Source organism: Amycolatopsis benzoatilytica AK 16/65, from assembly GCF_000383915.1.
Classification (GTDB): Bacteria; Actinomycetota; Actinomycetes; order Mycobacteriales; family Pseudonocardiaceae; genus Amycolatopsis; species Amycolatopsis benzoatilytica.
The window spans coordinates 290,495-315,483 of record NZ_KB912942.1; the positions used below are offsets into that span (position 1 = coordinate 290,495).

General features: G+C 70.2%; 25 protein-coding genes. 12 read left to right on the top strand and 13 right to left on the bottom strand.

Translation table 11 applies throughout. The features are described from left to right. From AMYBE_RS0101390 to AMYBE_RS0101400, 3 genes are read right to left on the bottom strand one after another with little or no spacing between them, the layout of a single operon-like run. Window positions 1-183, bottom strand: coding sequence for a DUF1737 domain-containing protein (locus AMYBE_RS0101390; protein WP_020657535.1), 183 nt, complete (start codon window positions 181-183; stop codon window positions 1-3). Further along, window positions 180-1,568, bottom strand: coding sequence for a DHA2 family efflux MFS transporter permease subunit (locus tag AMYBE_RS0101395; RefSeq protein ID WP_020657536.1), 1,389 nt, complete (start codon window positions 1,566-1,568; stop codon window positions 180-182). The genes AMYBE_RS0101390 and AMYBE_RS0101395 overlap by 4 nt, the downstream gene beginning before the upstream one ends. Further along, on the bottom strand, window positions 1,565-2,152 hold the full coding sequence (locus AMYBE_RS0101400; protein ID WP_020657537.1) for an NADPH-dependent FMN reductase: 588 nt from the start codon (window positions 2,150-2,152) through the stop codon (window positions 1,565-1,567). Before AMYBE_RS0101400 ends, AMYBE_RS0101395 begins: the two co-directional genes overlap by 4 nt. Before the next feature lie 65 nt (window positions 2,153-2,217). Between AMYBE_RS0101400 and AMYBE_RS0101405 the strand changes: the two genes are divergently transcribed. Beyond that, the gene (locus tag AMYBE_RS0101405; RefSeq protein ID WP_020657538.1) at window positions 2,218-2,820 is read left to right on the top strand and encodes a TetR/AcrR family transcriptional regulator; all 603 of its coding nucleotides are present in this window, start codon (window positions 2,218-2,220) and stop codon (window positions 2,818-2,820) included. Here the strand turns inward: AMYBE_RS0101405 and AMYBE_RS0101410 are convergent. Both AMYBE_RS0101410 and AMYBE_RS0101415 read right to left on the bottom strand, forming a co-directional pair. Next, on the bottom strand, window positions 2,804-3,604 hold the full coding sequence (locus AMYBE_RS0101410; RefSeq protein WP_020657539.1) for a peptidylprolyl isomerase: 801 nt from the start codon (window positions 3,602-3,604) through the stop codon (window positions 2,804-2,806). The genes AMYBE_RS0101405 and AMYBE_RS0101410 overlap by 17 nt on opposite strands. Before the next feature lie 280 nt (window positions 3,605-3,884). Beyond that, window positions 3,885-4,139 carry a DUF2631 domain-containing protein gene (locus AMYBE_RS0101415; RefSeq protein WP_027927271.1) on the bottom strand — a complete coding sequence of 85 codons (255 nt, stop codon included), beginning with the start codon at window positions 4,137-4,139 and terminating at the stop codon, window positions 3,885-3,887. Window positions 4,140-4,232: 93 nt separating this feature from the next. Between AMYBE_RS0101415 and dxr the strand changes: the two genes are divergently transcribed. From dxr to ispG, 3 genes are all read left to right on the top strand, one after another. Next, the gene (gene dxr / locus AMYBE_RS0101420) at window positions 4,233-5,429 is read left to right on the top strand and encodes a 1-deoxy-D-xylulose-5-phosphate reductoisomerase (RefSeq protein WP_020657541.1); all 1,197 of its coding nucleotides are present in this window, start codon (window positions 4,233-4,235) and stop codon (window positions 5,427-5,429) included. Between the two features lie 178 nt (window positions 5,430-5,607). After that, on the top strand, window positions 5,608-6,810 hold the full coding sequence (locus tag AMYBE_RS0101425) for a M50 family metallopeptidase (RefSeq protein WP_020657542.1): 1,203 nt from the start codon (window positions 5,608-5,610) through the stop codon (window positions 6,808-6,810). Between the two features lie 118 nt (window positions 6,811-6,928). Beyond that, complete coding sequence (gene ispG / locus AMYBE_RS0101430) at window positions 6,929-8,080, top strand: flavodoxin-dependent (E)-4-hydroxy-3-methylbut-2-enyl-diphosphate synthase (protein WP_027927272.1); 1,152 nt, start codon at window positions 6,929-6,931, stop codon at window positions 8,078-8,080. Window positions 8,081-8,154: 74 nt separating this feature from the next. Here ispG and AMYBE_RS0101435 read toward each other — a convergent pair whose 3' ends face one another. Both AMYBE_RS0101435 and AMYBE_RS0101440 read right to left on the bottom strand, forming a co-directional pair. Continuing rightward, window positions 8,155-9,183, bottom strand: coding sequence for a DUF2891 domain-containing protein (locus AMYBE_RS0101435; RefSeq protein WP_020657544.1), 1,029 nt, complete (start codon window positions 9,181-9,183; stop codon window positions 8,155-8,157). A gap of 6 nt (window positions 9,184-9,189) precedes the next feature. Further along, window positions 9,190-9,444 (bottom strand): hypothetical protein, encoded by a 255-nt coding sequence (locus AMYBE_RS0101440; protein WP_020657545.1) that lies wholly within the window; start codon window positions 9,442-9,444, stop codon window positions 9,190-9,192. A 77-nt stretch (window positions 9,445-9,521) separates the two neighbouring features. On the opposite strand from AMYBE_RS0101440, the gene AMYBE_RS45980 reads away from it, so the two are divergent. After that, on the top strand, window positions 9,522-9,695 hold the full coding sequence (locus AMYBE_RS45980; RefSeq protein WP_245573139.1) for a hypothetical protein: 174 nt from the start codon (window positions 9,522-9,524) through the stop codon (window positions 9,693-9,695). A gap of 126 nt (window positions 9,696-9,821) precedes the next feature. On the opposite strand, the gene AMYBE_RS0101445 is transcribed toward AMYBE_RS45980, so the two are convergent. Continuing rightward, window positions 9,822-10,157 (bottom strand): cupin domain-containing protein, encoded by a 336-nt coding sequence (locus AMYBE_RS0101445; protein WP_027927274.1) that lies wholly within the window; start codon window positions 10,155-10,157, stop codon window positions 9,822-9,824. A gap of 71 nt (window positions 10,158-10,228) precedes the next feature. Between AMYBE_RS0101445 and AMYBE_RS0101450 the strand changes: the two genes are divergently transcribed. Then, complete coding sequence (locus AMYBE_RS0101450) at window positions 10,229-11,164, top strand: GlxA family transcriptional regulator (protein ID WP_020657547.1); 936 nt, start codon at window positions 10,229-10,231, stop codon at window positions 11,162-11,164. 80 nt (window positions 11,165-11,244) lie between these two features. On the opposite strand, the gene AMYBE_RS0101455 is transcribed toward AMYBE_RS0101450, so the two are convergent. Continuing rightward, window positions 11,245-13,878, bottom strand: coding sequence for a fibronectin type III domain-containing protein (locus AMYBE_RS0101455; protein ID WP_020657548.1), 2,634 nt, complete (start codon window positions 13,876-13,878; stop codon window positions 11,245-11,247). Between the two features lie 234 nt (window positions 13,879-14,112). On the opposite strand from AMYBE_RS0101455, the gene AMYBE_RS0101460 reads away from it, so the two are divergent. The 3 genes from AMYBE_RS0101460 to map all read left to right on the top strand — a co-directional run bounded on the left by AMYBE_RS0101460 (window position 14,113) and on the right by map (window position 17,743). Further along, a complete protein-coding gene (locus tag AMYBE_RS0101460) occupies window positions 14,113-15,441 on the top strand; it encodes a glycoside hydrolase family 27 protein (RefSeq protein ID WP_211226789.1) in 1,329 nt (442 codons plus the stop codon). Between the two features lie 558 nt (window positions 15,442-15,999). Then, a complete protein-coding gene (locus tag AMYBE_RS0101465) occupies window positions 16,000-16,854 on the top strand; it encodes a GNAT family N-acetyltransferase (RefSeq protein ID WP_020657550.1) in 855 nt (284 codons plus the stop codon). Between the two features lie 31 nt (window positions 16,855-16,885). Next, window positions 16,886-17,743, top strand: a complete 858-nt coding sequence (gene map, locus AMYBE_RS0101470) for a type I methionyl aminopeptidase (protein ID WP_020657551.1) — start codon at window positions 16,886-16,888, stop codon at window positions 17,741-17,743. A gap of 76 nt (window positions 17,744-17,819) precedes the next feature. On the opposite strand, the gene AMYBE_RS0101475 is transcribed toward map, so the two are convergent. Then, the gene (locus AMYBE_RS0101475; protein ID WP_020657552.1) at window positions 17,820-18,494 is read right to left on the bottom strand and encodes a FadR/GntR family transcriptional regulator; all 675 of its coding nucleotides are present in this window, start codon (window positions 18,492-18,494) and stop codon (window positions 17,820-17,822) included. 48 nt (window positions 18,495-18,542) lie between these two features. Here AMYBE_RS0101475 and AMYBE_RS0101480 point away from each other — a divergent pair, with 48 nt between their 5' ends. Continuing rightward, window positions 18,543-19,814 carry a CynX/NimT family MFS transporter gene (locus AMYBE_RS0101480; protein ID WP_051124619.1) on the top strand — a complete coding sequence of 424 codons (1,272 nt, stop codon included), beginning with the start codon at window positions 18,543-18,545 and terminating at the stop codon, window positions 19,812-19,814. Window positions 19,815-19,936: 122 nt separating this feature from the next. Here the strand turns inward: AMYBE_RS0101480 and AMYBE_RS0101485 are convergent, their stop codons facing one another. Together AMYBE_RS0101485 and AMYBE_RS0101490 are read right to left on the bottom strand one after the other, a co-directional pair. Beyond that, entirely contained in the window at window positions 19,937-21,331 is a 1,395-nt protein-coding gene (locus tag AMYBE_RS0101485; RefSeq protein ID WP_020657554.1) for a mycothione reductase, read from the bottom strand. A 70-nt stretch (window positions 21,332-21,401) separates the two neighbouring features. Then, entirely contained in the window at window positions 21,402-22,250 is an 849-nt protein-coding gene (locus tag AMYBE_RS0101490; protein ID WP_020657555.1) for a M15 family metallopeptidase, read from the bottom strand. Between the two features lie 181 nt (window positions 22,251-22,431). On the opposite strand from AMYBE_RS0101490, the gene AMYBE_RS0101495 reads away from it, so the two are divergent. Both AMYBE_RS0101495 and AMYBE_RS0101500 read left to right on the top strand, forming a co-directional pair. Next, on the top strand, window positions 22,432-23,256 hold the full coding sequence (locus AMYBE_RS0101495; protein ID WP_020657556.1) for a S1 family peptidase: 825 nt from the start codon (window positions 22,432-22,434) through the stop codon (window positions 23,254-23,256). 21 nt (window positions 23,257-23,277) lie between these two features. Next, a complete protein-coding gene (locus AMYBE_RS0101500) occupies window positions 23,278-23,709 on the top strand; it encodes a GNAT family N-acetyltransferase (RefSeq protein WP_020657557.1) in 432 nt (143 codons plus the stop codon). Between the two features lie 11 nt (window positions 23,710-23,720). Here AMYBE_RS0101500 and AMYBE_RS0101505 read toward each other — a convergent pair whose 3' ends face one another. Continuing rightward, window positions 23,721-24,884 (bottom strand): 8-amino-7-oxononanoate synthase, encoded by a 1,164-nt coding sequence (locus tag AMYBE_RS0101505; RefSeq protein ID WP_020657558.1) that lies wholly within the window; start codon window positions 24,882-24,884, stop codon window positions 23,721-23,723. Window positions 24,885-24,989 lie beyond the last annotated feature (105 nt).

Consider the following 24,989-nt stretch of genomic DNA (forward strand, 5'->3'; position numbering starts at 1 on the left):
TCAGTCGACTGGCCAGAGCACCGCTTGCGCGACGATGACGTGCTCGCCGTTGAAAGTCACCGAGGGGCCCTCGTGCAGGCGGTAGCCCAGCGCGAGGGCCTCGCTGACCCGGTGGCAGAACGCCGCGTCGTCGGGGCCGGTGAGAACGCGGTAGACCGGAAGTCCGTTCGGGGGAGTGTTCATCCGGCCATAGTCTCAGCTCTGCCCGGATTCCGGGCAGCTCGGGCCACCAGCCACGCCGCGGCCAGCGCGCCGCCCGCACCGACGCTCACTGCCAGGAATCCCAGCCGGAACGCCGCGGCGACGTCTGGCAGATGGTTCGCGATCAGCACCGTGAACGCGGCGCCGCCGAGCGATCCGCCCAGCCGCAGCAGGATGGTCACCTGAGCGGCGGCGTCGGGAAGTTTCGCCGGCGAGACGGTTTTGTACGCCGCGATCCCCATCGGCATGCTCACCAGCGCCACCGAAGCCCCGTATCCGGCCAGCAGCAGCTGAACCACCGCCATCGGTGCGTTCGCGGGGAGAAACGCGAACGGCATCGTGCTCGCCACCGCCAGCACCGCGCCGGCCAACGCGACCGGCGCGGTGCCGTATCGGTCGACCGCCCGACCGGTGAACGGGGCCGCTGCCGCCGTGGCACCGGCGAATCCGAGCAGGCTCAAGCCGGTGCCGACGAAACTCAGCTGCCTGCCGATCTGGAAGTACAGCGTCACTACGATCCCGCTGCCGAAGATCAGTGCGCCGTTGAACGCGGCGGCGAGGCTGGCGGCCCGGTAAAGCCGGTTGCGGTACAAGGAAAAGTCCAGCAGCGGATGCGGGTGCCGACGGCAGCGCAGGACGAACCAGGCCAGCAAACCCAGTGCGGGCAGGAGAATCGGCCAGGGCAGCTGTCCGGACTCGCCCCAGGACGTCACCGCGAACAGTGCCAGCGGCAGTCCCGCCGCGACCAGCGCGAGACCGGCGAAATCGATCCGGTGCGTCTCGGTCGGCGTCCCGCGCGGTACGTAGCGAAGCCCAAGCGCCAAGCCGATCGCGCCGATCGGCAGGTTGATCGCGAACAGCCACGGCCAGGAAAGCGACTGCAGAAGCACGCCGCCGACGAGCGGTCCGAGCGCGGGCGCGACACTCACCGCGATCCCCAGCGTCGCCATCACCCGCCCGAGCCGGGCCGCGCCGACCTGTTGGCCCAGCACGGTTTGCCCGGCCGGGATCAGCATCCCGCCGGCCAGCCCCTGCAGCAGCCGGAAAACGATCAGCAGCCCGACCTCCGGCGCCAGCGCGCACAGCCCGGACGCGACGGTGAACGCGGCGAGCGCGACGAGCCACACCCGCCCGGCGCCGAATCGCCGCGAGAGCCAGCCGGTCAGCGGGAGCGACAGGGCGAGCGCGAGCAGGTACCCGCTCGCGACCCATTGCGTCACCGAAAGATCCGCGTGCAGGTCGCGGCTGATCGAGTCGAGGCCGATGGTGACGACGGACGCGTCCAGTCCGCTGGCGAACGCGCCGAACACGATCACCCAGCAGATCCGCCAGGTGGCCCGGTCGATCGGCGCGGCGACGGTGGTCACCGCGGGACCCGCAGGCCGCGCAGCGCGGTGGACCAGTCGACGAGCTCGTCCAGCATCCGGGCCAGGATCGCGTCGTGGTGCCCGGCCGGAGCGAACGTGCCGGGCTCGGCCGGGTCGGTGACGACGAAGTCGGTGAACAGCCCCAACGCGACCTGGCTGCGCACGCAGGCGACGCTGACCTCGGCGAGCGTGAGCCGCAGGTGCTCCACCGCGCGGGTGCCGCCGTTGAGGCCGTAGCTGACGAAACCGGCGGCTTTGTTCCGCCATTCGGCGAACAGGAAGTCGATCGCGTTCTTGAGCGCGGCCGGCATCGAGTGGTTGTACTCCGGGGTGACGAACACGAAGCCGTCGAACGCGTCGACTAGTTCGGCCCAGCGCTGGGTGTGCTCGTTGCGGTAGCCGCCGATCGCGGCCGGCACTGGTTCGTCCAGTAACGGCAGGCCGACGTCGGCGAGGTCGACCAGGTCCACCTGGGCCCGGTCGCCGAGGTGAGCGACGGCCTGTGCGCGGGCCCATTCGGCGACCTGAGCGGCCCGGCGGCCAGGGCGGGTGCTGCCGGAGACGACAGCCAAGCGAAGTGTCATAGCCCCAAGTTACAACGGTCGTTGTAATTTTTGCAACGATCGTTGTACTTCGGCATACTGGGCCGGTGAGGACGGACAAACAGCGCGCACTGCTCGACGGCGCCCTGCGCGTGTTCGCGCGGGACGGCTACGCCCGCGCGAGCATCGACGTGCTCGCCGCCGAGGCGGGAGTCTCGTCGCGGACGATCTACAACCACTACGGCGACAAGGCCGGGTTGTTCCGCGCGGTGATCCTGGACAGCTCCGACCGGGTCGCCGAACGCCAGACCGCGATCGCCGACGCGCTGCTCGGCCGGATCGTCGACCTGGAAGCCGACCTCGTCGAATTCGGGCTGCGGTGGGCGAAACGGGACCCGGACACCGAGCCGCACTGGGCTCTGGTGCGTCAGGTCCAGGCCGACCTCGACCACATCGACCCGGAAACGGTGGCAGCGTGGAAGGACCGCGGTCCAGGCCGGGTGCGCCGCGCGCTGGCCGGCCATCTGCGCCGGCTCGCCGCCGAGGGGCTGCTCGAACTGCCGGACCCGTCGCTGGCCGCCGTCCACCTGGTACAGCTCACCGCGGGCAGCGTGGCCGCGGACCCGGACGCCGACCCGGACGCGGTGATCCGGTCCGGGGTCGGCGTCTTCCTGCGGGCTTACCGAGCCGGGGCTACCAGCCGAAGCTGACCGAGCGGATCTTCACCGGATGCCTGGGCGCGCCGTCGAGCGGGCCGTTCGGATCGGTCGGGACAATGCCGTCGGCGACCATCCGGTCCAGCACCTCCATGCCGCGCACGACCTTGCCCAGCACCGAGTAGTGCGCCGGGATGTGCGCGAACGAGTGCACGATGAAGAACTCGCTGCCGTTCGTGCCCGGACCCTGGTTGCCCATCGCGACCGTGCCGCGCTCGTAGGTCTCCGCGCCGGTCACCTCGTCCGGGAACTTGTACCCAGGGCCGCCCTTTTCGACCTCGTAGAGGTCGCCGCACTGCAGGACGCCGAGACGGGCCGAGTTCGACAGCCGCCAGCACTGCGACCGGTCGTAGAAGTGCTGCAGCACCAGGCTGGTCATGTTCGCCACCGCACAGGGAGCCGCGCCGGCGCGGTCGAGCCGCACGGTGACCGGGCCGTAGTTGTAGTGGAACGTCACGTCGACGCTCCCGCGAGTGAACGCGAACGGCAGCGGGCGCAACACCGGCCGGGCCGCCGGGTTGTCCGGGGTCGGGGTGAAGGTGCAGGGCACCACCGGCGGTTTCGCGGCTGCTGCGGGGACGGTCGCGGTGGGGACGGCGGTGGTGGGGGCGGCTGCGGCGGGAGCGGCTGCGGCGGGAGCGGCTGCGGCGGGAGCGGTCGCGGTGGGGACGGCGGTGGTGGGCGCGGCTGCGGTGGGAGCGGCGGTGGCCGGGGCCGCGACGGCCAGCGAAAGTCCGGCGATGACGGCGGCCGCGAACGCGACCCAGCGTGTCTTCATGCGGCCGCAAAGTAGCGAACCCTGGCACTGGGCACCAGGTTTCGGGCGGCACTCGGCCCGCCTGCCCGTCCGTGAAGGGCCCCTTGAGGGACTTAGATTCCCGCAATGGGCCCTTCACGGACGCCCCGCGGGAGAAGTCGCGCCGGGAGAAGTCGCGCCGGGGACGCCGCCCAAGGAACGTCGCGCAAGGAACGTCGCGCCCGGGAAGCCGGGCCAGGGAAGTCGCGGACAGGCGAAAGGGCAGGCTCGCGAGTCGCGAGCCTGCCCCAGCGAAGACGGGTTACTTGCGCCAGGCGGTGCGGCGCTTGCGCAGGTCGAGCAGCAGGAGCAGCACGATGAACGCGGAGAGCCCGACGAGCCACACGTTCTCCGTGTTGTTCTCGTGGTTGCCCTTGATCATCACCAGCAGGATGATCGCCGAGACCCAGCCCGCGATGCGGGTGGCCTTCGGGAACGTGCCGTGCCAGCCCCACTCCGCGGACGGCTCGTCGCGCGGGTCGACCTCGGGGCGCTTCTCGACCGCCTTGCCTGCCACGACCACTCCTTCGAACCGCCTGATGTTGTGCCCCCGCATGATCCCACACCGCCAGGCGTCGCGCGGACAGGACCCGGGCCATAATGCTCGCTGATGACTACTTCGCGAAGCGTCCTCGTGCTGGGCTCCACCGGATCCATCGGAACCCAGACGCTCGATGTCGCCGCCCGCAACCCGCATCTGTTCACGATCGCCGGCATCGCGGCCGGCGGTTCCGACCCGGCGGCGCTCGCCGCGCAAGCGCTCGCGCACGAAGTAGCCGCAGTCGCCGTGACGAAGCCCACGGCGGTCGAAGACCTGCAGCTCGCGCTGTATGCGGAGGCTCAACGCCGGGGCTACGCGAAGGGCGAATTCCGCCTTCCGCGCATCCTCGCCGGCACTGACGCGGTGGCCCAGCTGATCGAGACCGTTCAGGTCGATGTGGTGCTCAACGCGCTGCCCGGCTCGCAGGGGCTCGACCCGACGCTGCGCGCGCTGGCCACCGGCTCGACGCTCGCCCTGGCCAACAAGGAATCCTTGATCGCCGGCGGACCGCTGGTGCTCGCCGCGGCGAAGCCGGGACAGCTGGTGCCGGTCGATTCCGAGCACTCGGCGATGGCGCAGGCGCTGCGGTCGGGCACCGGCAACGAGGTCGCGCGGCTGGTGCTCACCGCGTCCGGCGGGCCGTTCCGCGGCCGCAAGCGCGCGGACCTCGGCGAGGTGACCGTCGAGCAGGCGATGGCCCATCCGACCTGGTCGATGGGCCCGCTGATCACCATCAACTCCTCGACGCTGGTCAACAAGGGCCTGGAACTGATCGAGGCGTCGCTGCTGTTCGGCATCGAGCCGGCGCGGATCGACGTGACCGTGCACCCGCAGTCCATCGTGCACTCGATGGCCACCTTCACCGACGGGTCCACGATCGCCCAGGCCAGCCCGCCGGACATGCGGCTGCCGATCGCGCTCGCGCTGAACTGGCCGCATCGCGTCCCGGGCGCGGCGCAGGCATGTTCCTGGGACACCGCGGCGAGCTGGACCTTCGAACCGGTCGACAACGAGGCGTTCCCGGCGGTCGAGCTGGCCCGCGAGGTCGGCACGGCGGGCGGCTGCCTGCCGGCGGCCTACAACGCGGCGAACGAGGAGGCGGTGGCCGCCTTCCTGGACGGCAGGGCCGGCTTCCTGTCGATCGTGGACACCATCGCGCAGGTGGTGTCCGATGCGGACGAATGGCGTCGCGAGCCTCGCGACGTCGCCGACGTGTTCGCCGCGGAGCAGTGGGCCCGCACCCGGGCGGCTGAACTTCTCCGCTGACCTGCGCCCGGTGCGCGGGGTACCGCCCGGTCGATGCAACACTGGCTTCACGCTGACGGCGGATACTTGACCAGGTAACTGTCAGGTGGTCTCACCGCTTCAGCTGAAAGCCGTGGAAGACGACGAACCTGCCGCCACCGCATCGCGAGTCGCGGCTGAGGGGTGAGGTGCAGCGCCCGTGCTTGCCTATGTGATCGGCGTGGTGCTCTTCGCACTCGCGATCTGTGTCTCGGTCGCGTTGCACGAAGCAGGCCACATGGTCACCGCCCGGATGTTCGGGATGCGGGTCCGCCGGTACTTCGTCGGCTTCGGGCCGACGGTGTTCTCCTTCCGGCGCGGTGACACCGAATACGGACTCAAGGCGATCCCGCTCGGCGGGTTCTGCGACATCGCCGGGATGACCGCGCTGGACGAGGTCACGCCGGAGGAAGCGCCGCGGGCGATGTGGCGGTTCAAGACCTGGAAGCGCACGGTCGTGATGTCGGCCGGTTCGATCGCGCACTTCCTGATCGGCTTCATCGTGCTGTTCGCGATGGCGGCGACGATGGGCCTGCCCAACGTGGACCAGAAGCCGATCGTCTCGACGATCTCCGACTGCGTGCAGAACGCCACCACCATCGACCAGGTCAACAACCCGGTCTGCAAGCCCGGCGACCCGGCCCCGGCGAAGGCGGCCGGCCTGCTGCCCGGCGACCAGATCGTTTCCGTGGCCGGGAAGCCGACCTCGACCTGGCCGGACATGGTCACCCAGGTGCAGGCGGTGTCCGGGCCGGTGCCGGTCGTCGTGGAACGGGGCGGCAAGCAGCAGACCTTCACCGTCGACGTGCCCAAGGTGACCCGGCCGGACCAGAAGGGCGGCACCCAGTCGGTCGGCGCGGTCGGCGTCGGTGTGGCGAAGAGCATCCACTACAGCGCGCTCGGCGCGTTCGGCGGCGCGACCTCGTTCACCGGCGACATGTTCGCCCGCACCTGGGACGGCCTGATGGCCTTCCCGAAGCGCATCCCGGCGGTCATCCACTCGATCTTCGGCGGCCAGCGCGACCCGGACACCCCGGTCAGCGTGGTCGGCGCGAGCCGGCTCGGCGGCGAGGCGGTGGAGGCCGGGCTGTGGCAGGTGTTCCTGCTGCTGCTGGCCAGCCTGAACTTCTTCATCGGCGTGTTCAACCTGCTGCCGCTGCTGCCGATGGACGGCGGCCACATCGCGATCGTCTGGTACGAGCGGGTCCGTGACTGGATCCGCGGCCTGCGCGGCAAGCCCGCGGGCGGTCCGGTCGACTACACGAAGCTGTCCGCGATCACGATGGTGCTGATAGTCATCGGCGGCGGCGTCACGCTGCTGACGGTGACCGCCGACATCGTCAATCCGATCCGGCTGCAGTAGCCGGCCGCACCGGCCGGGGCACGGCGCGGCCGGGAGCGGCCCGACCGGGCGTAACGCTGCTCACCGCGACGGCTGACTTCGTTGAAGCGGGCCGGGGCGATGTGGGTACGCTGGATGTGTGACCGTCGCGCTAGGTATGCCCGCTCTGCCCCCGCCCGTTCTCGCCGAGCGCCGCAAGACCCGCCAGCTGATGGTGGGCCCGGTCGGGGTCGGCAGCGACCACCCGATCTCGGTGCAGTCGATGACGACGACCCTGACGTCGGACGTGAACGCGACCCTGCAGCAGATCGCCGAACTGACCGCGGCCGGCTGCGACATCGTGCGCGTCGCGTGCCCGTCCGCGGACGACGCCGAGGCGCTGCCCGCGATCGCGAAGAAGTCCCAGATCCCGGTGATCGCGGACATCCACTTCCAGCCGAAGTACGTGTTCGCCGCGATCGAGGCGGGCTGTGCGGCGGTGCGCGTGAACCCGGGCAACATCCGGAAGTTCGACGACCAGGTCAAGGAGATCGCGCAGGCCGCGAAGGACCACGGCACCCCGATCCGGATCGGCGTGAACGCGGGTTCGCTGGACAAGCGCCTGCTGGAGAAGTACGGCAAGGCGACGCCCGAGGCGCTGGCGGAGTCGGCGCTGTGGGAAGCGTCGCTGTTCGCGGAGCATGATTTCCACGACATCAAGATCTCGGTGAAGCACAACGACCCGGTCGTGATGGTGCGTGCGTACGAGATCCTGGCGCAGCAGTGCGACTACCCGCTGCACCTCGGCGTGACCGAGGCCGGCCCGGCCTTCCAGGGGACGATCAAGTCGGCGGTCGCGTTCGGCGCGCTGCTGCGGCAGGGCATCGGCGACACGATCCGGGTGTCGCTGTCCGCGCCGCCGGTGGAAGAGGTCAAGGTCGGGACGCAGATCCTGCAGTCGCTGAACCTCCGGCCGCGCAAGCTGGAGATCGTGTCGTGCCCGTCGTGCGGACGCGCGCAGGTGGACGTGTACACCCTGGCGGACCAGGTCACGGCCGGTCTGGAGGGCATGGAGGTCCCGCTGCGGGTCGCCGTGATGGGCTGCGTGGTCAACGGGCCCGGCGAGGCGCGGGAGGCGGACCTCGGGGTGGCGTCCGGGAACGGCAAGGGCCAGATTTTCGTGAAGGGCGAGGTCATCAAGACGGTCCCGGAGCACGCGATCGTGGAGACGCTGATCGAAGAGGCGATGCGCATCGCGGAGGAGTCCGGCGAGACGATCGGCGAGGGTGCGCCCAGCGTCACCGTGGGGTGAGCTTGTGGTCCGTGAAGGGAACATTGAGGGACTCTGAGTCCCTCAATGTTCCCTTCACGACGTTCCGGGCGGGCTCAGGCGTCGCTGAGCAAGAGCAAGGCGTAATAAGCCAGGAAATGCTCGACGGCGTACGGGCCGCCCGTGACCTGTGGCAATGCCGCGTGCGCGTGGGCGCGGGAAGCTTCCTCCAGGGCGGCGCGCGGGGCGGGCAAGGCCTGCGCGATGCGTTGCCAGCACCAAGCCCGGTGCAGGTTGAGTCCGTGCAGGTGAGCCGTCAGGCCGTCGGAAGAATCGGTCACTTCCGCCGGGGTGAACAGTGCCGCGGGCGACGGACCGGGCAGGAAGTCGTCCAACCAGGCACGGAAGTCGCCCGCTGGAAGCAACTGGCTCAACAGCTCCGCCTCCGCCAACGCGGGGGACAGGAAGTCCGCCCCAGAAGGCTCCCAAGCACCGGGGTAGTCCCGGTCTGAGCCAAACCAGCGCAGCGCCGTCTCGGTAACAACCTCCAGCAATCCCGGCTCCCCGCGAGCGGCTAGCCACTGGGCATAGGGCAGCGTGCGCGAGAGGCCGAACGCACTGTTCGCATGCAGCCCGTACCGGCACGGATACCCAGCCCGTGGCAGCCATTCCAGAAAACGCTCCACGAACACCGCGCTCAGCGATTGCAGCGCGGCGCACCATCGAGCGGCATCCGGGTCGTCCCAGCCGACCGTCTCCATCGTCAAGGCCAGCAGCGCGGACCAGCCGTACGGGCGCTGCGTCGTCCGGTGGTGATCCGGAGCGAAGTACCCGGCCTCGGCTGCCAACGCTGGTGCGGTCAGGTGTCCGTTGAGGAACTCGCGGATCTCCGCGGCCGGGACCAGATCGGAGTGCCTGCGCAGCAACCGCGCCAGTACCCAGAACATCTCGACGCACGAATGCCAGTCGAAGCTGCCGTAGAAGCACGGGTGCAGCTGACGGATGGCGGGAACCGGGCGGTCGTCAACGCGCCAATGGCTTTCGTAGTGCGGGTACTCGCGCACGACGTTGGTCAGCGCGGTTTCCGCGAAGCCCCGGGCGTGCGCGGTCAGCAGGGCGGCTCGTTCTTCGGTCCAGCTGGTCATGGCCGGTCAGCCTCGCAGGTGGTGTTGCGCGGCCTCCCGGATCTGGATGCGCACGTTCTCCAGCGACGCCGCCACCTCGTCGATCTGCCGCAACGCGAGCTGGACCGCGCCCTGGATGGCCGTCGCGGAGCCGGTTTCGCCCAGCAGGCCGAGTACCTGGGCCTGGAGGTCCTCCAGTTCGCCCTTCGTGGCGAGGGCGATGCCGGTAGGCACCTGGTCGGCCAGCAGTTCCAGCTGCTGCGCCTGCTCCTGGATCGTCATGGCGGATCTCCTGTCGCGGTGGGGACGAGCTCTCCCGTGGTAGCAGAATCCGGCTGCTTCCGGGCTAGCCTGGTCGCGTGAGTCACAGCTGGGCCGCCCGTCCGCCGCACCCGGTGCTGCGGGGGCTGGTCACGCGCTATGTCGGCTACGCCCAGGAAGACCTCCCCCTCGCCGTGCACCGCGGCCGCGGCCTGCGCCCCAATGCCACATTGGGTGCGTGGGGTGCACCCAATGCCACATTGGGTGCGTGAGATGCACCGAATGCCGCATTGGGTGCGTGAGATGTACCCAATGCCACATTGGGGTGCGCGCAGGCGGGGGCGAGATCAGCTTGGGGTGGCACGACGTTGGCAGCGGCGCGCATACGTTCGCGGTTTTCAACCCTCCGGATAGAACACGAACAGTGTGCATCCGGTCGCCGAGGCCGGGACGTGCCAGGATCCGCCCGGTGCGTGCAAGAAAGTCCCGGCCGGATAATCCCGCGCGCCGTCGTGGAAGACGCCGGACACGACGAAAACCTCTTCTGGCCCGGGTTCGTGCAGGTCGCGTTCCGGCCACGAGCTGCCCGGGTCGAACTCGACCACGTTCGCGTGCGCGCCGTTCTCGCCGGTCCACAGCGGGCGCAACCGGATGCCGGGGAACAGTTCTTTCACCGGGGCGTCGTCGGTCCGGATCGCCGTATACCCCGGCTGAGCAAGGATTTCAGGGTGCATGACAGTCAGCTTGGCGAGGCCGGTGCGGGAAGCACAGAGACAGGAAAGACATCCTCAGGTACTTTCTTGCCATGCATCGCGTGATGGCTCTGGTGCGTCCGGTGCAGTCGACGTTCGAACTCGGCTGCGGCGCGGAGGTATTCGGCACCGTCCGCGAAGGCGTGCCGCAGCACTACGAATTCGACGTGTGCACCGAGAATCCCGGTCCGGTCCCGACGTCGGCCGGGTACCCGATGCATGTGTCCAATGGATTGGCGGCGCTCAAAACCGCCGACACGATCCTCATCCCGGGCTGGCTCCCGGTCGAAACGCCGTTGTCTCCGCGAGTGCGCAAGGCGCTGCTGCGCGCGCACGAACGCGGCGCACGTCTGGTGACCATCTGCTCCGGCGTGTTCGCGCTGGCCCAGACCGGACTGCTGGACGGCCGGTCCGCGACGACGCACTGGGCGCGGGCCGAGCGGCTGCAGCGGGAATTCCCGGAGGTACGGGTGGAGCCGGATGTGCTTTACCTGGACCACGGCGACGTCGCCACCAGCGCCGGTGCCGGCGCGGGGATCGATCTGTGCCTGCATCTGGTCCGGCGTGACCACGGTGCGGCGCACGCGGCGCTGGTCGCGCGGCACATGGTGCTGCCGACGCATCGCGAAGGCGGGCAAGTCCAGTACGCGCCGCCGCAGGCGCCCGCGGACACATTGGACGGTCTGCTGGAGTGGGCCGGACAGCGGCTGGAAACCCCGCTGTCAGTGGAGGCGTTGGCCGCCTGGCTCAGGATTTCCCCTCGGACGCTGGCCCGCCGGTTCGCCGAGCAGCTCGGGACGAGTCCGGGCGCGTGGCTGCTGGCCCGCCGCGTGGCCGAGGCGAGGCGGCTGCTGGAGGAAACCGAACTGCCGGTCGACGCGATCGCGGCGCGGGTCGGGCTGGCGTCGGCGGTGAATCTGCGCCGCCGGTTCCGGGCGCGGGTCGGGACGACGCCGGGGGCGTACCGGAGAGCGTTCCGGCTGCGGTAACCGGTTGCCGCGGCCGGAAATCGGGAGGTGACCGGCGCGCGGTGGCGAAGGGGAGGGGCCGCCGCGCGCCGGTCACCGGATCATCCGGTGACGGTGGTGGTCTGCACGGTCACCGCCGGGCCGACGCCGATCCCGGTGACGGGGGCGATGGTGAAGGTGTACGCCGTGCCGGGCTTGAGTCCGTCCACCACGCGGGTCATGCCCTTCTGGGTGGGCTGGCTGACGATCGTGTCGCGGCCGGTCGCCTCGATGGTGCGGCCGTCGGACACCGTGATCCGGTAGCTGATCACCGGCGCGGACCCGTTCTCCGCGGGCGGCGCCCAGTGCAGGCTCACCGCGTCGGAGCTGGGCAGCGCCTTCGTCTTGGTCACCACGCCGGCGGGCGTGCTGCCCGGCTGCGCGACGGTGACCGCGGCGGACGGCAGGGACGGCATGCCGGTGCCGAACACGTTGCGCGCGGCGACCGTGACCGTGTACGACTTCCCGTCGGTCAGGCCCGGGATCATCGTGTACCCGGTGCGCTTGAAGTCCTTCGCGGACACCGTCGAGGTGACGGTCTGCTTGCCGTCCGAGGCGGTGAGGAGGTAATCCTTCACCGGAGCGCCGTTTTCCGCGACGGTCGGGTTCCAGGTGACGTACAGCGCGCCGGAAACCGCGAACGTGCCGATGCGAGTCGGAGCCTGCGGTGCGGACCCCCCGTCGACCCGGCGGGACAGCACCCCGCGGTGGGACGGTTCGATGCCCGCGTTGTCCACAATGGACTTCGGGGCCGCGGCCGGGTTGCTCAGCAGGTGGTTGCCCTGGGTGAGAACGCCCTTGATGTTGCCGTCCGGATCGCCTTGCTCCCAGTAGTTGCCGGAGATGACGGTCGGGTCGTTGTTGCCAAGCGAGTCGCGGTAGTCCACGTGCGTCGAGGCGACGTTCGCGTAGGCCGCGTTGTAGAGCACGTTGCCGGAAACGGTTTCGTAGGTGCAGCCGTTGTCGGTGTAGACGGACTTGCCGAGGCCCCACTGATCGTGGATGACGTTACCGGTGACCTTCTCGCCGTCGGCCTGCGACGGGCCGGTGATGCCCTGGGTGTAGATGCCGCCGCCGTCGTCCAGCGACAGCATGTAGTCGTGGATCAGGTTGTTCGAAACCACGTTGTCGCGCGAGACGTTCGCCGTCGCGGCCTGCTTGATCTTGTCCGGCCAGCCGCCCCAGCCCATCGAGATGCCGGAGTAGGCGACATGGTCGATCTGGTTGTGCGAGATGACGTTGCTCTGTGAGTACCCGTTGACGATCGGGACGCCGCCGGTGAACTCGCGGGGCATTCCGTACAGGTGGTTGTTGGTCACCTTGACCCGCGCGGTCACGTCCGCGCCGCCGGCGTTCGGCTTGCTGACGCCGCCGATTTCGACGCCGTTGCCGGAAATATCGGTGAATACGCTGTCGGACACGGTGCTGTCCTGCGCGCCCTCGCCGAGGTCCAGCCCAGCCCCGCCGAGGTGCGCGAACACGCTGTCGCTGAACTCGACGCGCTGCCCGTGCGATATCGAGACGTTGCCGGGCTCCTTCGTCCAGTCCGCGTACGGGCAGGCGCCGCCCGGGGTGAACTGGCACAGGCCCTGCGTGGCCCAGCCGCGCTCGCCGGTGATCTGGTAGCCGGCCTGGATTTCGGAGAAGCCTTCCGGCGACGACGGTCCGAGCCAGGTCGCGTAGGAGAACTGGATGCCGCGGAAAGAGATGTCGTGGATCGGTTTCTCGGCGGTGCCGCGGCCGTCGACGAGCTTCTCCAGTGCGGGCAGTTCGACGTCGGCGCGGTTCAGGTTCTCGCCCTTTCGCGGCAGGTAGTAGACGCGGCGCGCGGAGCGGTCGAGGTACCACTCGCCCGGGGTGTCGAGCAGCTCGAAGGCGTTCTCGACGTACGACGGCTGCCGCCCGTTGGTGAGATCGCCGGGACCGACCATGTTGACCGACCGGCCGGGGATGTCGGCGAACATGAGCCGTTTCGTCGAGTTGTCCCAGCACGGCTGCGCCATGGTGATGGTGGTGCCCTGCGCGGACGCGATCGGGCAGCGCGGTTCGGTCCACTGGCCCAGGCCGCTGCGCCCGACGTTCCACAGACCCTCGCCGCCGGTGTACACCAGTTCGAGGTCGCTCGGGTTGCGCCAGTGCGCGAGGGCATCCGAAGAAGCCGTGTAGCCGGTCTCGGTCGCCTTGACGGTCACTGGAAGCCGCCCTGACGCCCGCTGCGCGCGAGCCCCGTCGACGTACAGCTGACGGGTGTTGTCCAGTCCGGCCGGAGCCGGCGCGGAGTACAAGCCGGGACGGCCGGCGACCGGGCGCCAGCCAGTGACCTGCTTGCCGCCGCTGACCACGGTTCCCGGCGAGCCCTGCCAGATCACGCGGTGGCCGGGGGAACCGGAGTCGGACGCGTCCAGCACGAGCGGCTGGTCGAGCCGGTAGGTGCCGGACGCGACGTGCACGGTCAGGTCGGCGTTGAGGTGGGCGGCGCGCTGCCGGACGAGCTGCTGTGCGCGGGGCAGCGTACGCACCGGCGACCAGACGGCACCGGAACCGAAGTCATTGCCCCACGGCGAGACGTACACGTCCTGGCTGCCCGGCCACGCGGCGGCTACCCCGGCGGGGAGCAGCGCGGTGGCGGTCAGCGCCGCGACGGCGAGCCCGAAGGCGCGCCTGCCGCCCGGGCGCGATGGTCTTCTGAGCTTCATCCGGGACCTCCGTGTTCGCCAGTGAACGACGCGTGCCCGCGCCGAGAGAAAGATAGGATCTATCTGCGACGCTGTCGAGTGCGCCAGTCGGGATTATTGGCCATTCACACTGGTGAACAGCCTTGATACGGTCGGACGGCTTAGTCCCGATTACCGGTCAGTGATCGGATGAATCATTGCTGCTGCTGGTCGGGCGGGCGTACAACGAAGCGATCCTTGGGAGAGGTGGTCGCGATGAGACGGAGTCGGATCGGGTTCCTGGCCGCGGCGATGGCCGTGCTGGCCGGGTCGCTGGCCGGGACGGCCGCAGCCGCGGACAGCCAGTCGATCGATTCGTGGGTGCCAGTGGCGAAGACCCCGCCGATGGGCTGGAGCAGCTGGAGCGCGCTCCGCCGGCAGTTCACCGAGCAGACGATCAAGGCGCAAGCCGACGCGATGCACGACCACCTGGCCGCCTACGGCTACCGGTACCTCAACATCGACGCCGGCTGGACCGACCACGTCGACGAGTACGGCCGGGTCGCCCCGGACCCGAAGAAGTTCCCCAGCGGCATCGCGTCGCTGGCGCGCTACCTGCACCAACGCGGCCTGAAGTTCGGGATCTACCTGGTGCCCGGCGTCCCCGCGCAGGCGGTCGCCGCCGATTCGCCGATCGAAGGCACGCCGTACCGCGTCCACGACATCGTCGCGCCCGGCGCGGGCAACACCGCCGACGACAAATCCGCGAAACTCGACTTCACCAAGCCGGGCGCGGCCGCGTACGTCCGCTCGCAGGCCCGGCAGCTGGCTTCGTGGGGCGTCGACTACGTCAAGATGGACTTCGTGGGACCCGGCGGCGGCCGGATCAAGGCGGACAACCGGGAAGACATCCAGCAGTGGCACGCGGCGATTGGCGAGACCCGCCGCCCGATCCACTTGGAACTGTCGAACTCGCTGAGCATCGACGAGGCCGCGACCTGGCAGCGCTACAGCAACGGCTGGCGCATCGAGGGCGACATCGAGTGCTACTCGCACTGCGTCGGCCTGACGAACTGGGACGTACGGGTGAAGCTCCGCTTCGCCGATGCTCCCCAGTGGACGAGCTACGCCGGCCCCGGCCACTGGAACGACCTGGACTCGATCGAGGTCGGCAACGGCGACGCGAACGGCATCACGCCGGACGAGCGGCGAAGCATGATCACGCTGTGGGCGATCGAATCTTCGCCGCTGCTGCTCGGGACCGACTTGACCAAAATGGATCCGGAGGACCTGAAGCTGCTGACGAACCGCGAGGTGATCGCGGTAGACCAGGCGGGCCGCCCGGCGAGTCCGGTATCGCAGGAAACGCAACAGCAGGTGTGGTTCAGCCGCGATGGCCACGGCGGGATCACGGTGGCTCTGTTCAACCTGGGCTCGGCCGAAGCCCCGGTGACCGCCGCGTTCAAGGACCTGGGCCTGACCGGCTCCGCCGAGGTCCGAGACCTGTGGACACACCGGAACCTCGGCGTAAGCCGGGACAGCTTCACGGCCACCCTGGCCCCGCACGCCTCGCGCCTGCTGCACCTCACCCCGCGCTGGCCCTAGGCACCGCCCGAGCGGGTCCGTGACGTACTTGAGATTCCGGCTCGGAGTCCGTGAAGGGCCCGTTCGCGGATTTGGATGCCTGCTCAGGGTCTGTGAGGGGCCCCTTGAGGGATCTGGATCCCTGCTCGGCGTCCGTGAGGGGCCCCTTGAGGGACTTAGATTCCGTCAGGGGCCCCTTCACGGACTTGACCCGGAGCACCGGAGCCTGGAGCCCTAACCCGGAGCCGGGAGCCCCGGGGCTCCGGAGCCCCGGAGTCCGGAGCCCCCGAGCCCCCGAGCCCCAACCCGGAGCCCGGGACACCCAACCCGGAGCCCTAACCCGGAGCCCCGGAGCCGGGAGCCCCGGAGCCCGGAGTCCGGAGCCCGGGACACCCAACCCGGCGTCCGGGACCCGGCTGCCCAGGCCAGTTCAGGCGGAGCGGCCCCTGCCGAGCCCGCCGCGCGACAGGAGGCCGCCCGAGAAGCTGGCTCCGCCATTCAGGTCCCTGGACCAGTTCCTCTGAGCGTGTCGCCGGGCTCGCGTTCCGTTCATCCGGTTCATCTGGCACTCTGGACCCTGTGTTGCGGCTTGCAGGTGCACGGCTGCTCGATGATCGGGACTATCCGGCGGTGCGCGCAGCACTGGCCGCCGATCCAGTGGGCAGCTGCATGGTCAGCGCCCGGGTCGAGGCGGCCGGCCTCGACCCGTGGCGTCTTGGCGGCGAGCTCTGGGCCGCCGATTCCCGCCCCGCCCGCGCTGGCCGCCTGCAGGGCCTCTGCTTCGCCGGGCCGAACCTGATCCCGTTGCGCGGCAACGCCTCCGCCTTGCGCTCCTTCGCTGACCGAGCCCTCCGCCGCCAGCGCAGATGCTCGTCCCTGGTCGGCCCCGCTCCCCAGGTACTCGGCCTCTGGGACGAGCTTTCCGCCGAATGGGGGCCGGCCCGCGAGGTCCGCGGCGACCAGCCCCTGATGGCGCTGGACGGCGACCCGCTGGTGGCTCCGGACCCGCACGTCCGAACCGTCCGCCCGCACGAACTCGACCGGTACCTCCCGGCCGCCGTCGCGATGTTCATCGAAGAGGTCGGCGTCGACCCGCGCGCGGGGGACGGGGGAGCCAGTTACCGCGCCCGGGTCAGCGAGCTGATCTCCGCCGGTCGCGCGTTCGCCCGGTTCGAGGACGGCGAAGTCGTGTTCAAGGCCGAGATCGGCGCGATGTCCGCCCGGGTCGGGCAGATCCAGGGCGTCTGGGTGCATCCGGACCGGCGCGGCAGCGGTCTCGGCACCGCGGGCACCGCCGCGGTGGTGAACCGGCTGGTGCACGGGCTCGGCCGCACCGCCAGCCTGTACGTGAACGCGTTCAACGCGCCCGCGCTCGCCGCGTATCGGCGGATCGGGTTCCAGCAGGTCGGGCAGTACGCGACGGTGCTGTTCTGAGCAGGCTCCGAGACGTCGTAGTCTGGAGTACATGTCCGTTCGCGCCCCGTTGAAGCCCGGCGTCCAGACGCCGCGCCGTGCCGTCCCCGCCGACATCGCCCGCCCCGAATACGTGGACCGGCCGGCGCCGAAACGGGACACCGGCAACGGGGTGCGCACGCCCGAGGTGATCGAGGCGATGCGGGTCGCGTCGAAGATCGCCGCGCAGGCGCTCGAAGAGGGCGGCAAGGCGGTCAAGCCGGGCGCCACCACCGACGACATCGACAAGGTCGTGCACGAGTTCCTGCTCGACCACCGCGCGTACCCGTCGACGCTGGGCTACCGCGGCTTCCCGAAGTCCTGCTGCACCTCGCTGAACGAGGTGATCTGCCACGGCATCCCGGACTCGACGGTGATCGAGGACGGCGACATCTGCAACATCGACGTGACGGCGTACATCGGCGGCGTGCACGGCGACACGAACGCGACGTTCCTCGCCGGCGACGTCTCCGAGGAGGTGCGGCTGCTGGTCGAGCGCACCCGCGAGGCGACCGCGCGAGCGATCAAGGCGGTCCGTCCGGGGCGCCAGCTGAACGTGATCGGCCGCGTCATCGAGGCGTACGCGAAGCGCTTCGGTTACGGCGTGGTCCGCGACTTCACCGGGCACGGCGTCGGCCCGGCCTTCCACACCCCGCCGACCGTCCTGCACTACGAGGAGCCGTCGGTGCAGACGCTGATCGAGGAAGGCATGACCTTCACGATCGAGCCGATGATCACCCTCGGCACCATCGACTACGACGTGTGGGACGACGACTGGACGGTCACCACCAAAGACAAGAAGTGGACCGCCCAGTTCGAGCACACGCTGGTGGTCACCGCGAACGGCGCGGAGATTCTGACCCTGCCGTAACCGCGTCCCCGGCAAGACTGTCCGCGAAGGGCCCCTCGAGGGATTCAGATTCCCTCCAGGGGCCCTTCACTGGCTTCTACAGGTTTTCGGCGCGGGCGATCAGCTCGTCCAGGAAACCGGCCGCCTCGGCGGCCGCCCGGTCGGCGTCGCGCGCCTCGATCGCTTCCACCAGGTCACGGTGCCGGATCATCTCCGCGTGCTCCGGGTTGTCCGAAGTGGACGCCACGCTCGCGGTGATCGCTTCCATCAGGCCGCGGTACAGCTCCAGCAGCAGCCCGTTGTGCCCGCACCGCACCACCGCCAAGTGGAACTCGGCGTCGTTGCGAGCGAACTCGTCGCGCAGGCCAGCCTCCCAGTCCGCGTCGCGCTGGTCGAGCAGGCCGCGCAGTTCGGCGAGGTCTTCGTCGGTGCGGGCGGTCGCGGCCAGCCGCGCGCCTTCCACCTCCAGCAGACGGCGCACGTGCAGCACCTCGCGCAGCTCAGTGCTGCACAGCCGGCGGATCGCGCCGGACACCTCGCTGGTCGCGCGCACGTACGTGCCATCGCCCTGACGGACTTCCAGGATCCCGGTGTGCGCGAGGGCGCGCACCGCCTCCCGGACCGTGTTCCGCCCGACGCCCAGCTGCGCGGACAGCACCGGCTCGGTCGGGATCCGGTGCCCGATCGGCCATTCCCCGGCACTGACCGCCTCGCGCAGCTGGTCGATGACCTGGTCGACGAGTCCGGTGCGGCGGGTGGTGGCCAACGGCACAGCCTGATCCCTTCATCCAATCATCCTATGTATGCGATAGTAGCGCACATGCCCGCCGACTCCCGAGACGCCGCTGTGCCCACCGCCTCATATTCCGACCGGCTCGAACTGGAGCTGGAAGGCGCCATCGAGGAAGAGGTGCCCGCCGGCCGTCGGCCCGGCGTCGTGGCCGGTGGTGCGCTGCTGGCGGTCGCCGTGGTGCTCACGGCGATGAATCTGCGCCCGGCGATCACCAGCATCGGGCCGCTGCTCGCGGAGATGCGCAACGGCCTCGGCGCGTCCGCGGTGTGGGCGAGCATCTTGACCACCATTCCCGGCCTGTGCTTCGCGGGTGCCGGCCTGGCCGCGCCGATGCTGGCGCGCCGGATGGGCATCGGCCCGGCGATCGGGCTCGCGCTGGCGGTGCTGACCGCCGGCCTGGTGATCCGCGTGGTCGACGGCCCGTACGTCGTGCTCGGCGGCACGCTCGTCGCCACCGCCGGCATCGCGCTCGTCAACGTGCTCATCCCGGTGGTCATCAAGGATTCGTTCCCGGCGCGAGTCGGCCTGATGACCGGCGTCTACACCGCCGCCCTGCAGGGCGGCGGCGCGGCGGGCTCGGCGGTGACCCCGGCGCTGGAACCGGCCCTCGGCGGCTGGCGCGCCGCACTGGGATCGTGGGCGGTGCTGGCAGTGATCGCGCTGGGCGCGTGGCTGATCGCTTCGCGCGGCACCGGCCGTCAGCCGCGCCCCGCCGCTGGTTCCGCGGCCGGTCGTTCGCTGCTGCGCAGCCCGCTCGCCTGGATCGTGACGATCTTCTTCGGCCTGCAGTCGTTCATCGCCTACATCGTGATGGGCTGGCTGCCTCAGGTGTTCATCGACGCGGGGGTCAGCAAGGCCGACGCCGGCTTGCTGCTCGGCCTGATCTCGGTGATCGCGGTGCCGATCAGCCTGGTGATCCCGCCGATCGCGGCGAGGCAGAACAGTCAGAGCCCGTGGATCGTCGGAATGGGCGTCTTCGGCGCGGCGGGAATGGTCGGCCTGATCGTCGCGCCCGGGTTCTCGCCGCTGCTGTGGAGCGTGCTGCTCGGCATCGGGATGAGCGTGTTCTCGCTGGCGCTGACGGTGATCGCGCTGCGCGCCCGGACTGGTGCGGAGACCGCGAAGCTGTCCGGGATGGCGCAGGGTTTCGGCTACCTGCTGGCGGCGGTGGGGCCGTTCGTCTTCGGCCTGCTGCACGACGCGACCGGCAGCTGGACGGTGTCCCTGATCGTGTTGCTCGTGGTGATGACTACGCAGATGATCTTCGGTGCGCTGGCGGGGCGTCGCCGGTTCGTCTGATCGGTGCGCGGGCTATGTCGTGAAGGGAACATTGAGGGATTCAGAGTCCCTCAATGTTCCCTTCACGACATTTGGCCAGTGCTGGATCCCGAAGGTGATCCACTCCGTCCCGCAGGGCCGGCTCAGTCCAGCGGCAGGTTCAGCAGCGCGTTCTCGATCAGCTCCGGCATCGCCGGGTGGATCCAGTACTGTCCGCGCGCCATCGAACGGGCGTCGAGGCCGAAGCTCATCGCCTGAATCAGCGGCTGGATCACCGTCGACGCCTGCGGGCCGATGATGTGCGCGCCGAGCAGCTGCCCGGTCGCCGGGTCGGCCAGCAGTTTCGCGAAGCCGGTGGTGTCCTCCATCGCCCAGCCGTAGGCGATGCCGGCGTAGTCCTGCTTCGAAACCACGAACGACACGCCGCGCTCGGTGGCCTCGCGTTCGGTCAGGCCCACCGAGGCGACCTGCGGCGACGTGAACACCGCGTGCGGCACGAACCGGTGGTCGGCCTTGATCCGGTCGTCCGGGTGCAGCAGGTTGTGCTGCACCACGCGGGCCTCGTGGTTCGCGACGTGCTTGAGTTCCAGCGGCGACGAGAGGTCGCCGAGTGCGTAAATACCCTCGACGGACGTCTGCTGGTAGTCGTCCACCACGACGTGCCCGCGCTCGGTGGTGGCGACGCCGGTGGCGGCCACGTCGAGCAGGTCCGAGTTCGGCGTGCGGCCGGTCGCGACCAGGATCAGGTCCGCTTCGACGATCTCCGCTCCCCGCGGGCCCTCGAGATCGAGCGCGACGCCGTTGTCGGTGCGCCGCGCGCGGAGAGTCTTGCGGTTCAGTCGGACGTCGAACCGCTGCGCGGCCAGCTCGGTGTAGCGCGTGCTGACGTCGTGGTCCTCCTGCCGCAGCAGCGCGCCGGACCGGTTCACCACGGTCACCGCGACGCCGAACGACGCGAAGACATGTGCGAACTCGGCCGCGATGTAGCCGCCGCCCAGCACGACAATCCGTTCCGGCAACGCGTCGAGCCGCATGATCGTGTCGGAGGTGTAGTAGCCGGTTTCGGCCAGGCCGGGCACGTCCGGGATCACCGGGCGGCCGCCCGCGGCGAGCACGAACCGGTCCGCGGTCAGCACCTCGGCCGGGCGGCCGTCGGCGAAGCTGACGCTCAGCTCCTTCTTACCGGTGAACCGGCCTTCGCCCTGGTAGACGTCGACGTTGCGGTTGTCCTCGTGGTTCTTCCGGTACTCCGCGCCGCCCTCGGCGATCGGATCGATCCGGCCGAAGATCCGGTCCCGGATGTCCGGCCAGCGCACCGCGGTCAGTTCCTCGTCCACGCCGAACCGCGAGCTCCCTGCCGGGGTCGCGGCGACGTCGGCCGCGTAGACGAACATCTTCGTCGGGATGCACCCGACGTTGAGGCAGGTCCCGCCGAACACGCCCTTTTCGACGATGGCCGTCCGGAGGTCGGCGAACTCCGGTCCGAGGATCGAGTTGCCCGATCCGGTCCCGATGATCACCAGGTCATAGTGCGGCACGGCGGTCCCTTCCGAGTTTTGTCTGCTGCCAGCGTAGTCAACTCGATTCGCCCGGCCGGGTGTTCCCGGATCACTCGCCGCTGGCAGTGAAATGCATCCGGTCCACCGGCGACTTCCAGGCGCCGCCCCATTGCCAGCCCGCCTGCGCGAACGCCTGCACGACCGGGCCGCCCGCGAGGACCATCCCCGGTCGCACGTCGGCGCGGTCGACGTAGGCCGTCGCCAGCTCCGGGAGCACGAGATCGCCCTTCGTGTACGGATTGCAGAACGGGTTGACGTCCACCGCCAGCCCGTACGCGTGCGCGGACCAGTTCTTCTGCCCGCGCACCGGACGGCAGACGAACGCGCTGGTGTCGTTGCCGTCCCCGGTGGGCGGCGCGTCCAGTTCGGACGGTCCGGTGATGCGCATTTCCTCGATCGGGAACCGCTGCGCGTAGAGCTGGCTGAACGCCTTCACGACCGCGGGCGCGGCATCTTTCCGGACCAGCAGTTCGCCGGTGTGCGGGTGCCGGTCGAAGCCCCAGAAGGAGAGCGTCACGTAGCGGAGGTCGGCCGACGAAACCGGGCAGGCAGCCTGCCAGGTGCTGCGGTTGAGCACGTCGGCGATCTTGGCGTCGTAGGCGCTGCTCGTCGGCGGGGGCAGGACATCGCGGGTGGGCAGCGAACGGTTCACCAGTTCGGGTGGAGTCGGCAGGATTTCGCCGAAGCCGTCCGGTCGCAGCGGCAGCGGATGGGCACCCACCTGCCAGGTGACGGCCGGTGCGGTGGTGGCTGTCCGGGTTGTCGGAACTGTCGGACTGGCCGGAGCCGACGGCGCGCTCAGCGGGCTCGACGGGGGCGCCGGCGAGGTGGCCGTGGCGCATCCGGCCAGCAGGAAGGCCGTCAGCAGGCCGGTCGTGGCGGCCGTGATCCATCGCATGCCACCAGCTAAACAGTCGCGGCCGGTCCCGGGAGAGTCCACCCATTCCAGTGACACCGTTTCGGGCCTGCTCCGTTTAGGGTAATCGCGGCTGAGTGTTCACGCGCCGGAGTCGCCCGATCTCGTGCTGTTCCCGTCGCGTCCGTGCTGTGCCGTCGTCGTGCCAATGAAGGGAAAGCTCATGCCCGCGAAGTTCCGCCGTCCGCTCCTGCTCGCGGTGGGGGCGCTGCTCGCGACCGCGGTCGCGGTGCCGGTCGGGTCGGCCTGGGCTGCCGGGCCCGAATCCGCCGCGCCGTCCGCCCCTGGTTCCCATGCCGAACCGCGGATCGTCGGCGGCTCGGAATCGTCGCTGGCCGACCATCCGTACGCGGTGTACCTGACCGACGAGAACGGCTCGCAGTTCTGCGGCGCGGTGATCGTCAGCCCGTCCGCGGTCGCGACCGCCGCGCACTGCGCGAAAGCGCTGCCGGCGTCGTCGGTCCGGGTGGTCGCCGGACGACAGGACAAGCGCACGGACGACGGTGTCGAGCTCGCCGTCGCGCGAGTCTGGGTCGACCCGGACTACACCGACCCGACCAAGGGCGCCGACGTAGCGGTGCTGACCGTTCGCGGCCGGCTGCCCTACCGCGCCGCGAAGCTCGCCGACAAGACGGCGTACCGGGACGGCGCGCAGGCGACCGTGCTGGGCTGGGGCCGGCTGTCCGAGGGCGGGCAGCGCTCGGACGTGCTGCGCAGCGTCGACGTCCCGCTCGTCAGCGATTCCGGCTGCAAGACGGCGTACGACAGCTACGACGCGTCGAGCATGGTCTGCGCCGGCTACCCGGAGGGCGGCAAAGACGCCTGCCAGGGCGATTCCGGCGGCCCGCTGGTCATCGGGGACACCCTGATCGGCATCGTGTCGTTCGGCGACGGCTGCGCGAAGGCGGGCAAGCCCGGGGTGTACACGCGGGTTTCGACGTATGCCTCCGACATCGAAGCGCAGTCCCAGCCGCGCCTGCTCGGCTGAGGCTGTGTTAAGCAGGGTCCTGTGACGACTCTGCACCGGGCGAACGGGCCGGACCTGACCGCCGCGGACTTGTACGCGATCCTCCGATTGCGCTCGGAGGTCTTCGTGGTGGAACAGGAATGCGTGTACGCCGACCTGGACGGCCGGGACCTGCTGGCCTCGACGCAGCATCTGTGGCTGACCGCGGACCAGGACGTGCTGGCCTACCTGCGGATCCTGGCCGAACCGGGCGGCGGCCTGCGGATCGGCCGGGTAGTGACGGAGGCATCCGCCCGTGGCCGGGGCCTGGCCGGGGAATTGATGGCGGCCGCGCTGGACGGGGTCAGCGAGCAGTTCGTGCTGGACGCGCAGACGTACGCGCAAGGGTTGTATGCGCGATACGGGTTTGTGGCCGAGGGCGAGGAGTTTCTCGAGGACGGGATCCCGCACGTGACGATGCGACGGGCGGGATAGCGGCCTCGAAGTCAGCGCGGCGCGGTCGCGGCGATGACCTTCGCCGCGCGGTCGATGTCCGCTTCGGACAGATCGGCGCGAGCGGTCAGCCGGAGCCGGGCGACGCCGTCGGGTGCGGACGGCGGGCGGGAGAACCCGACCTGGATTCCTTGCTCTGCGCAGGCTTCCGCCCAGACCGTCGCGGATTCCGGCGTCGGCGCCTGCACGGAAATCACCGCGGCTTCCGGCAGTTCCACGCGCAGGCCGGCGCTCTTCAGTTCCATCGCCAGGTTCCCGGCGTTGTTGATGACCTTCGCCGGCAGCTCCGGCTCAGCCTTGAGCACCTGCAACGCCGTCAGCGCGGCCGCGGCGCTGGCCGGTGCGAGAGAGGCGTCGAAGACGAAGCTGCGCGCGGTGTCCACGAGATGCCGGATCACCCGGCGCGGACCAACCACCGCGCCGCCTTGCGAGCCGAGGGCATTCGAGAGCGTCATAGTGGTGACGACGTCCGGCTCCGATGACAGCCCCGCCGCGTGCACCGCGCCCCGGCCGCCCTCGCCGAGGACACCGAAGCCATGCGCGTCGTCGACAACCAGCGCGGCACTGTGCGCCCGGCAGATCCCGGCCAGCTCGCCGAGCGGCGCGAGGGTGCCGTCCACGGAGAACACCGATTCGGTGACCACCAGCGCCCGCGGCTTGCGCCGGGTGGCCAGCGCGTGCTGGATCGCCGACGGCGTCGAATGTGCGACCGCGGCGATGTCTCCCCGGGAAAGGCGGCAGCCTTCGGCCAGCGACGCGTGGACGGCCTTGTCCGTGACGATCGCCGCCTCGGAACCGGAAAGGGCGGTCACCGCGCCCAGGTTCGCGGTGAATCCGGAGGAGAACACCAGCGCGGCCTGCGCGCCGCAGAACCGGGCAAGCTCGTGTTCCAGCTCGGCGTGCAGCTCGGTCGTCCCGGTGACCAGCCGAGACCCGGTCGAACCGGCTCCCCACCGCAACGCAGCCGCCGCGGCGGCACCGGCGACGCGTTTGTCGCGGGCCAGCCCGAGGTAGTCGTCGCCGGCGAGGTCGAGTTCGGTGTGCTGCGCCGGCCGAAGCCACATCCGGCGGCTGAGGCCGGCTTCCGCACGCCGCTCGCCTTCGGCGTCGAGCCAGTCGAAGACGTTTTCGGGCGGCAGCGGCGGGGTGGAAGTCACCTTGGCAGTGTCGCATCCGGCAGGGGACCGGGTGCGCCGCCCCTGCGCTCGGGACGGCGGGAAGCCTGCCGGGGCAACGGAAACGGCGAGACTGAGCGGCGGGTC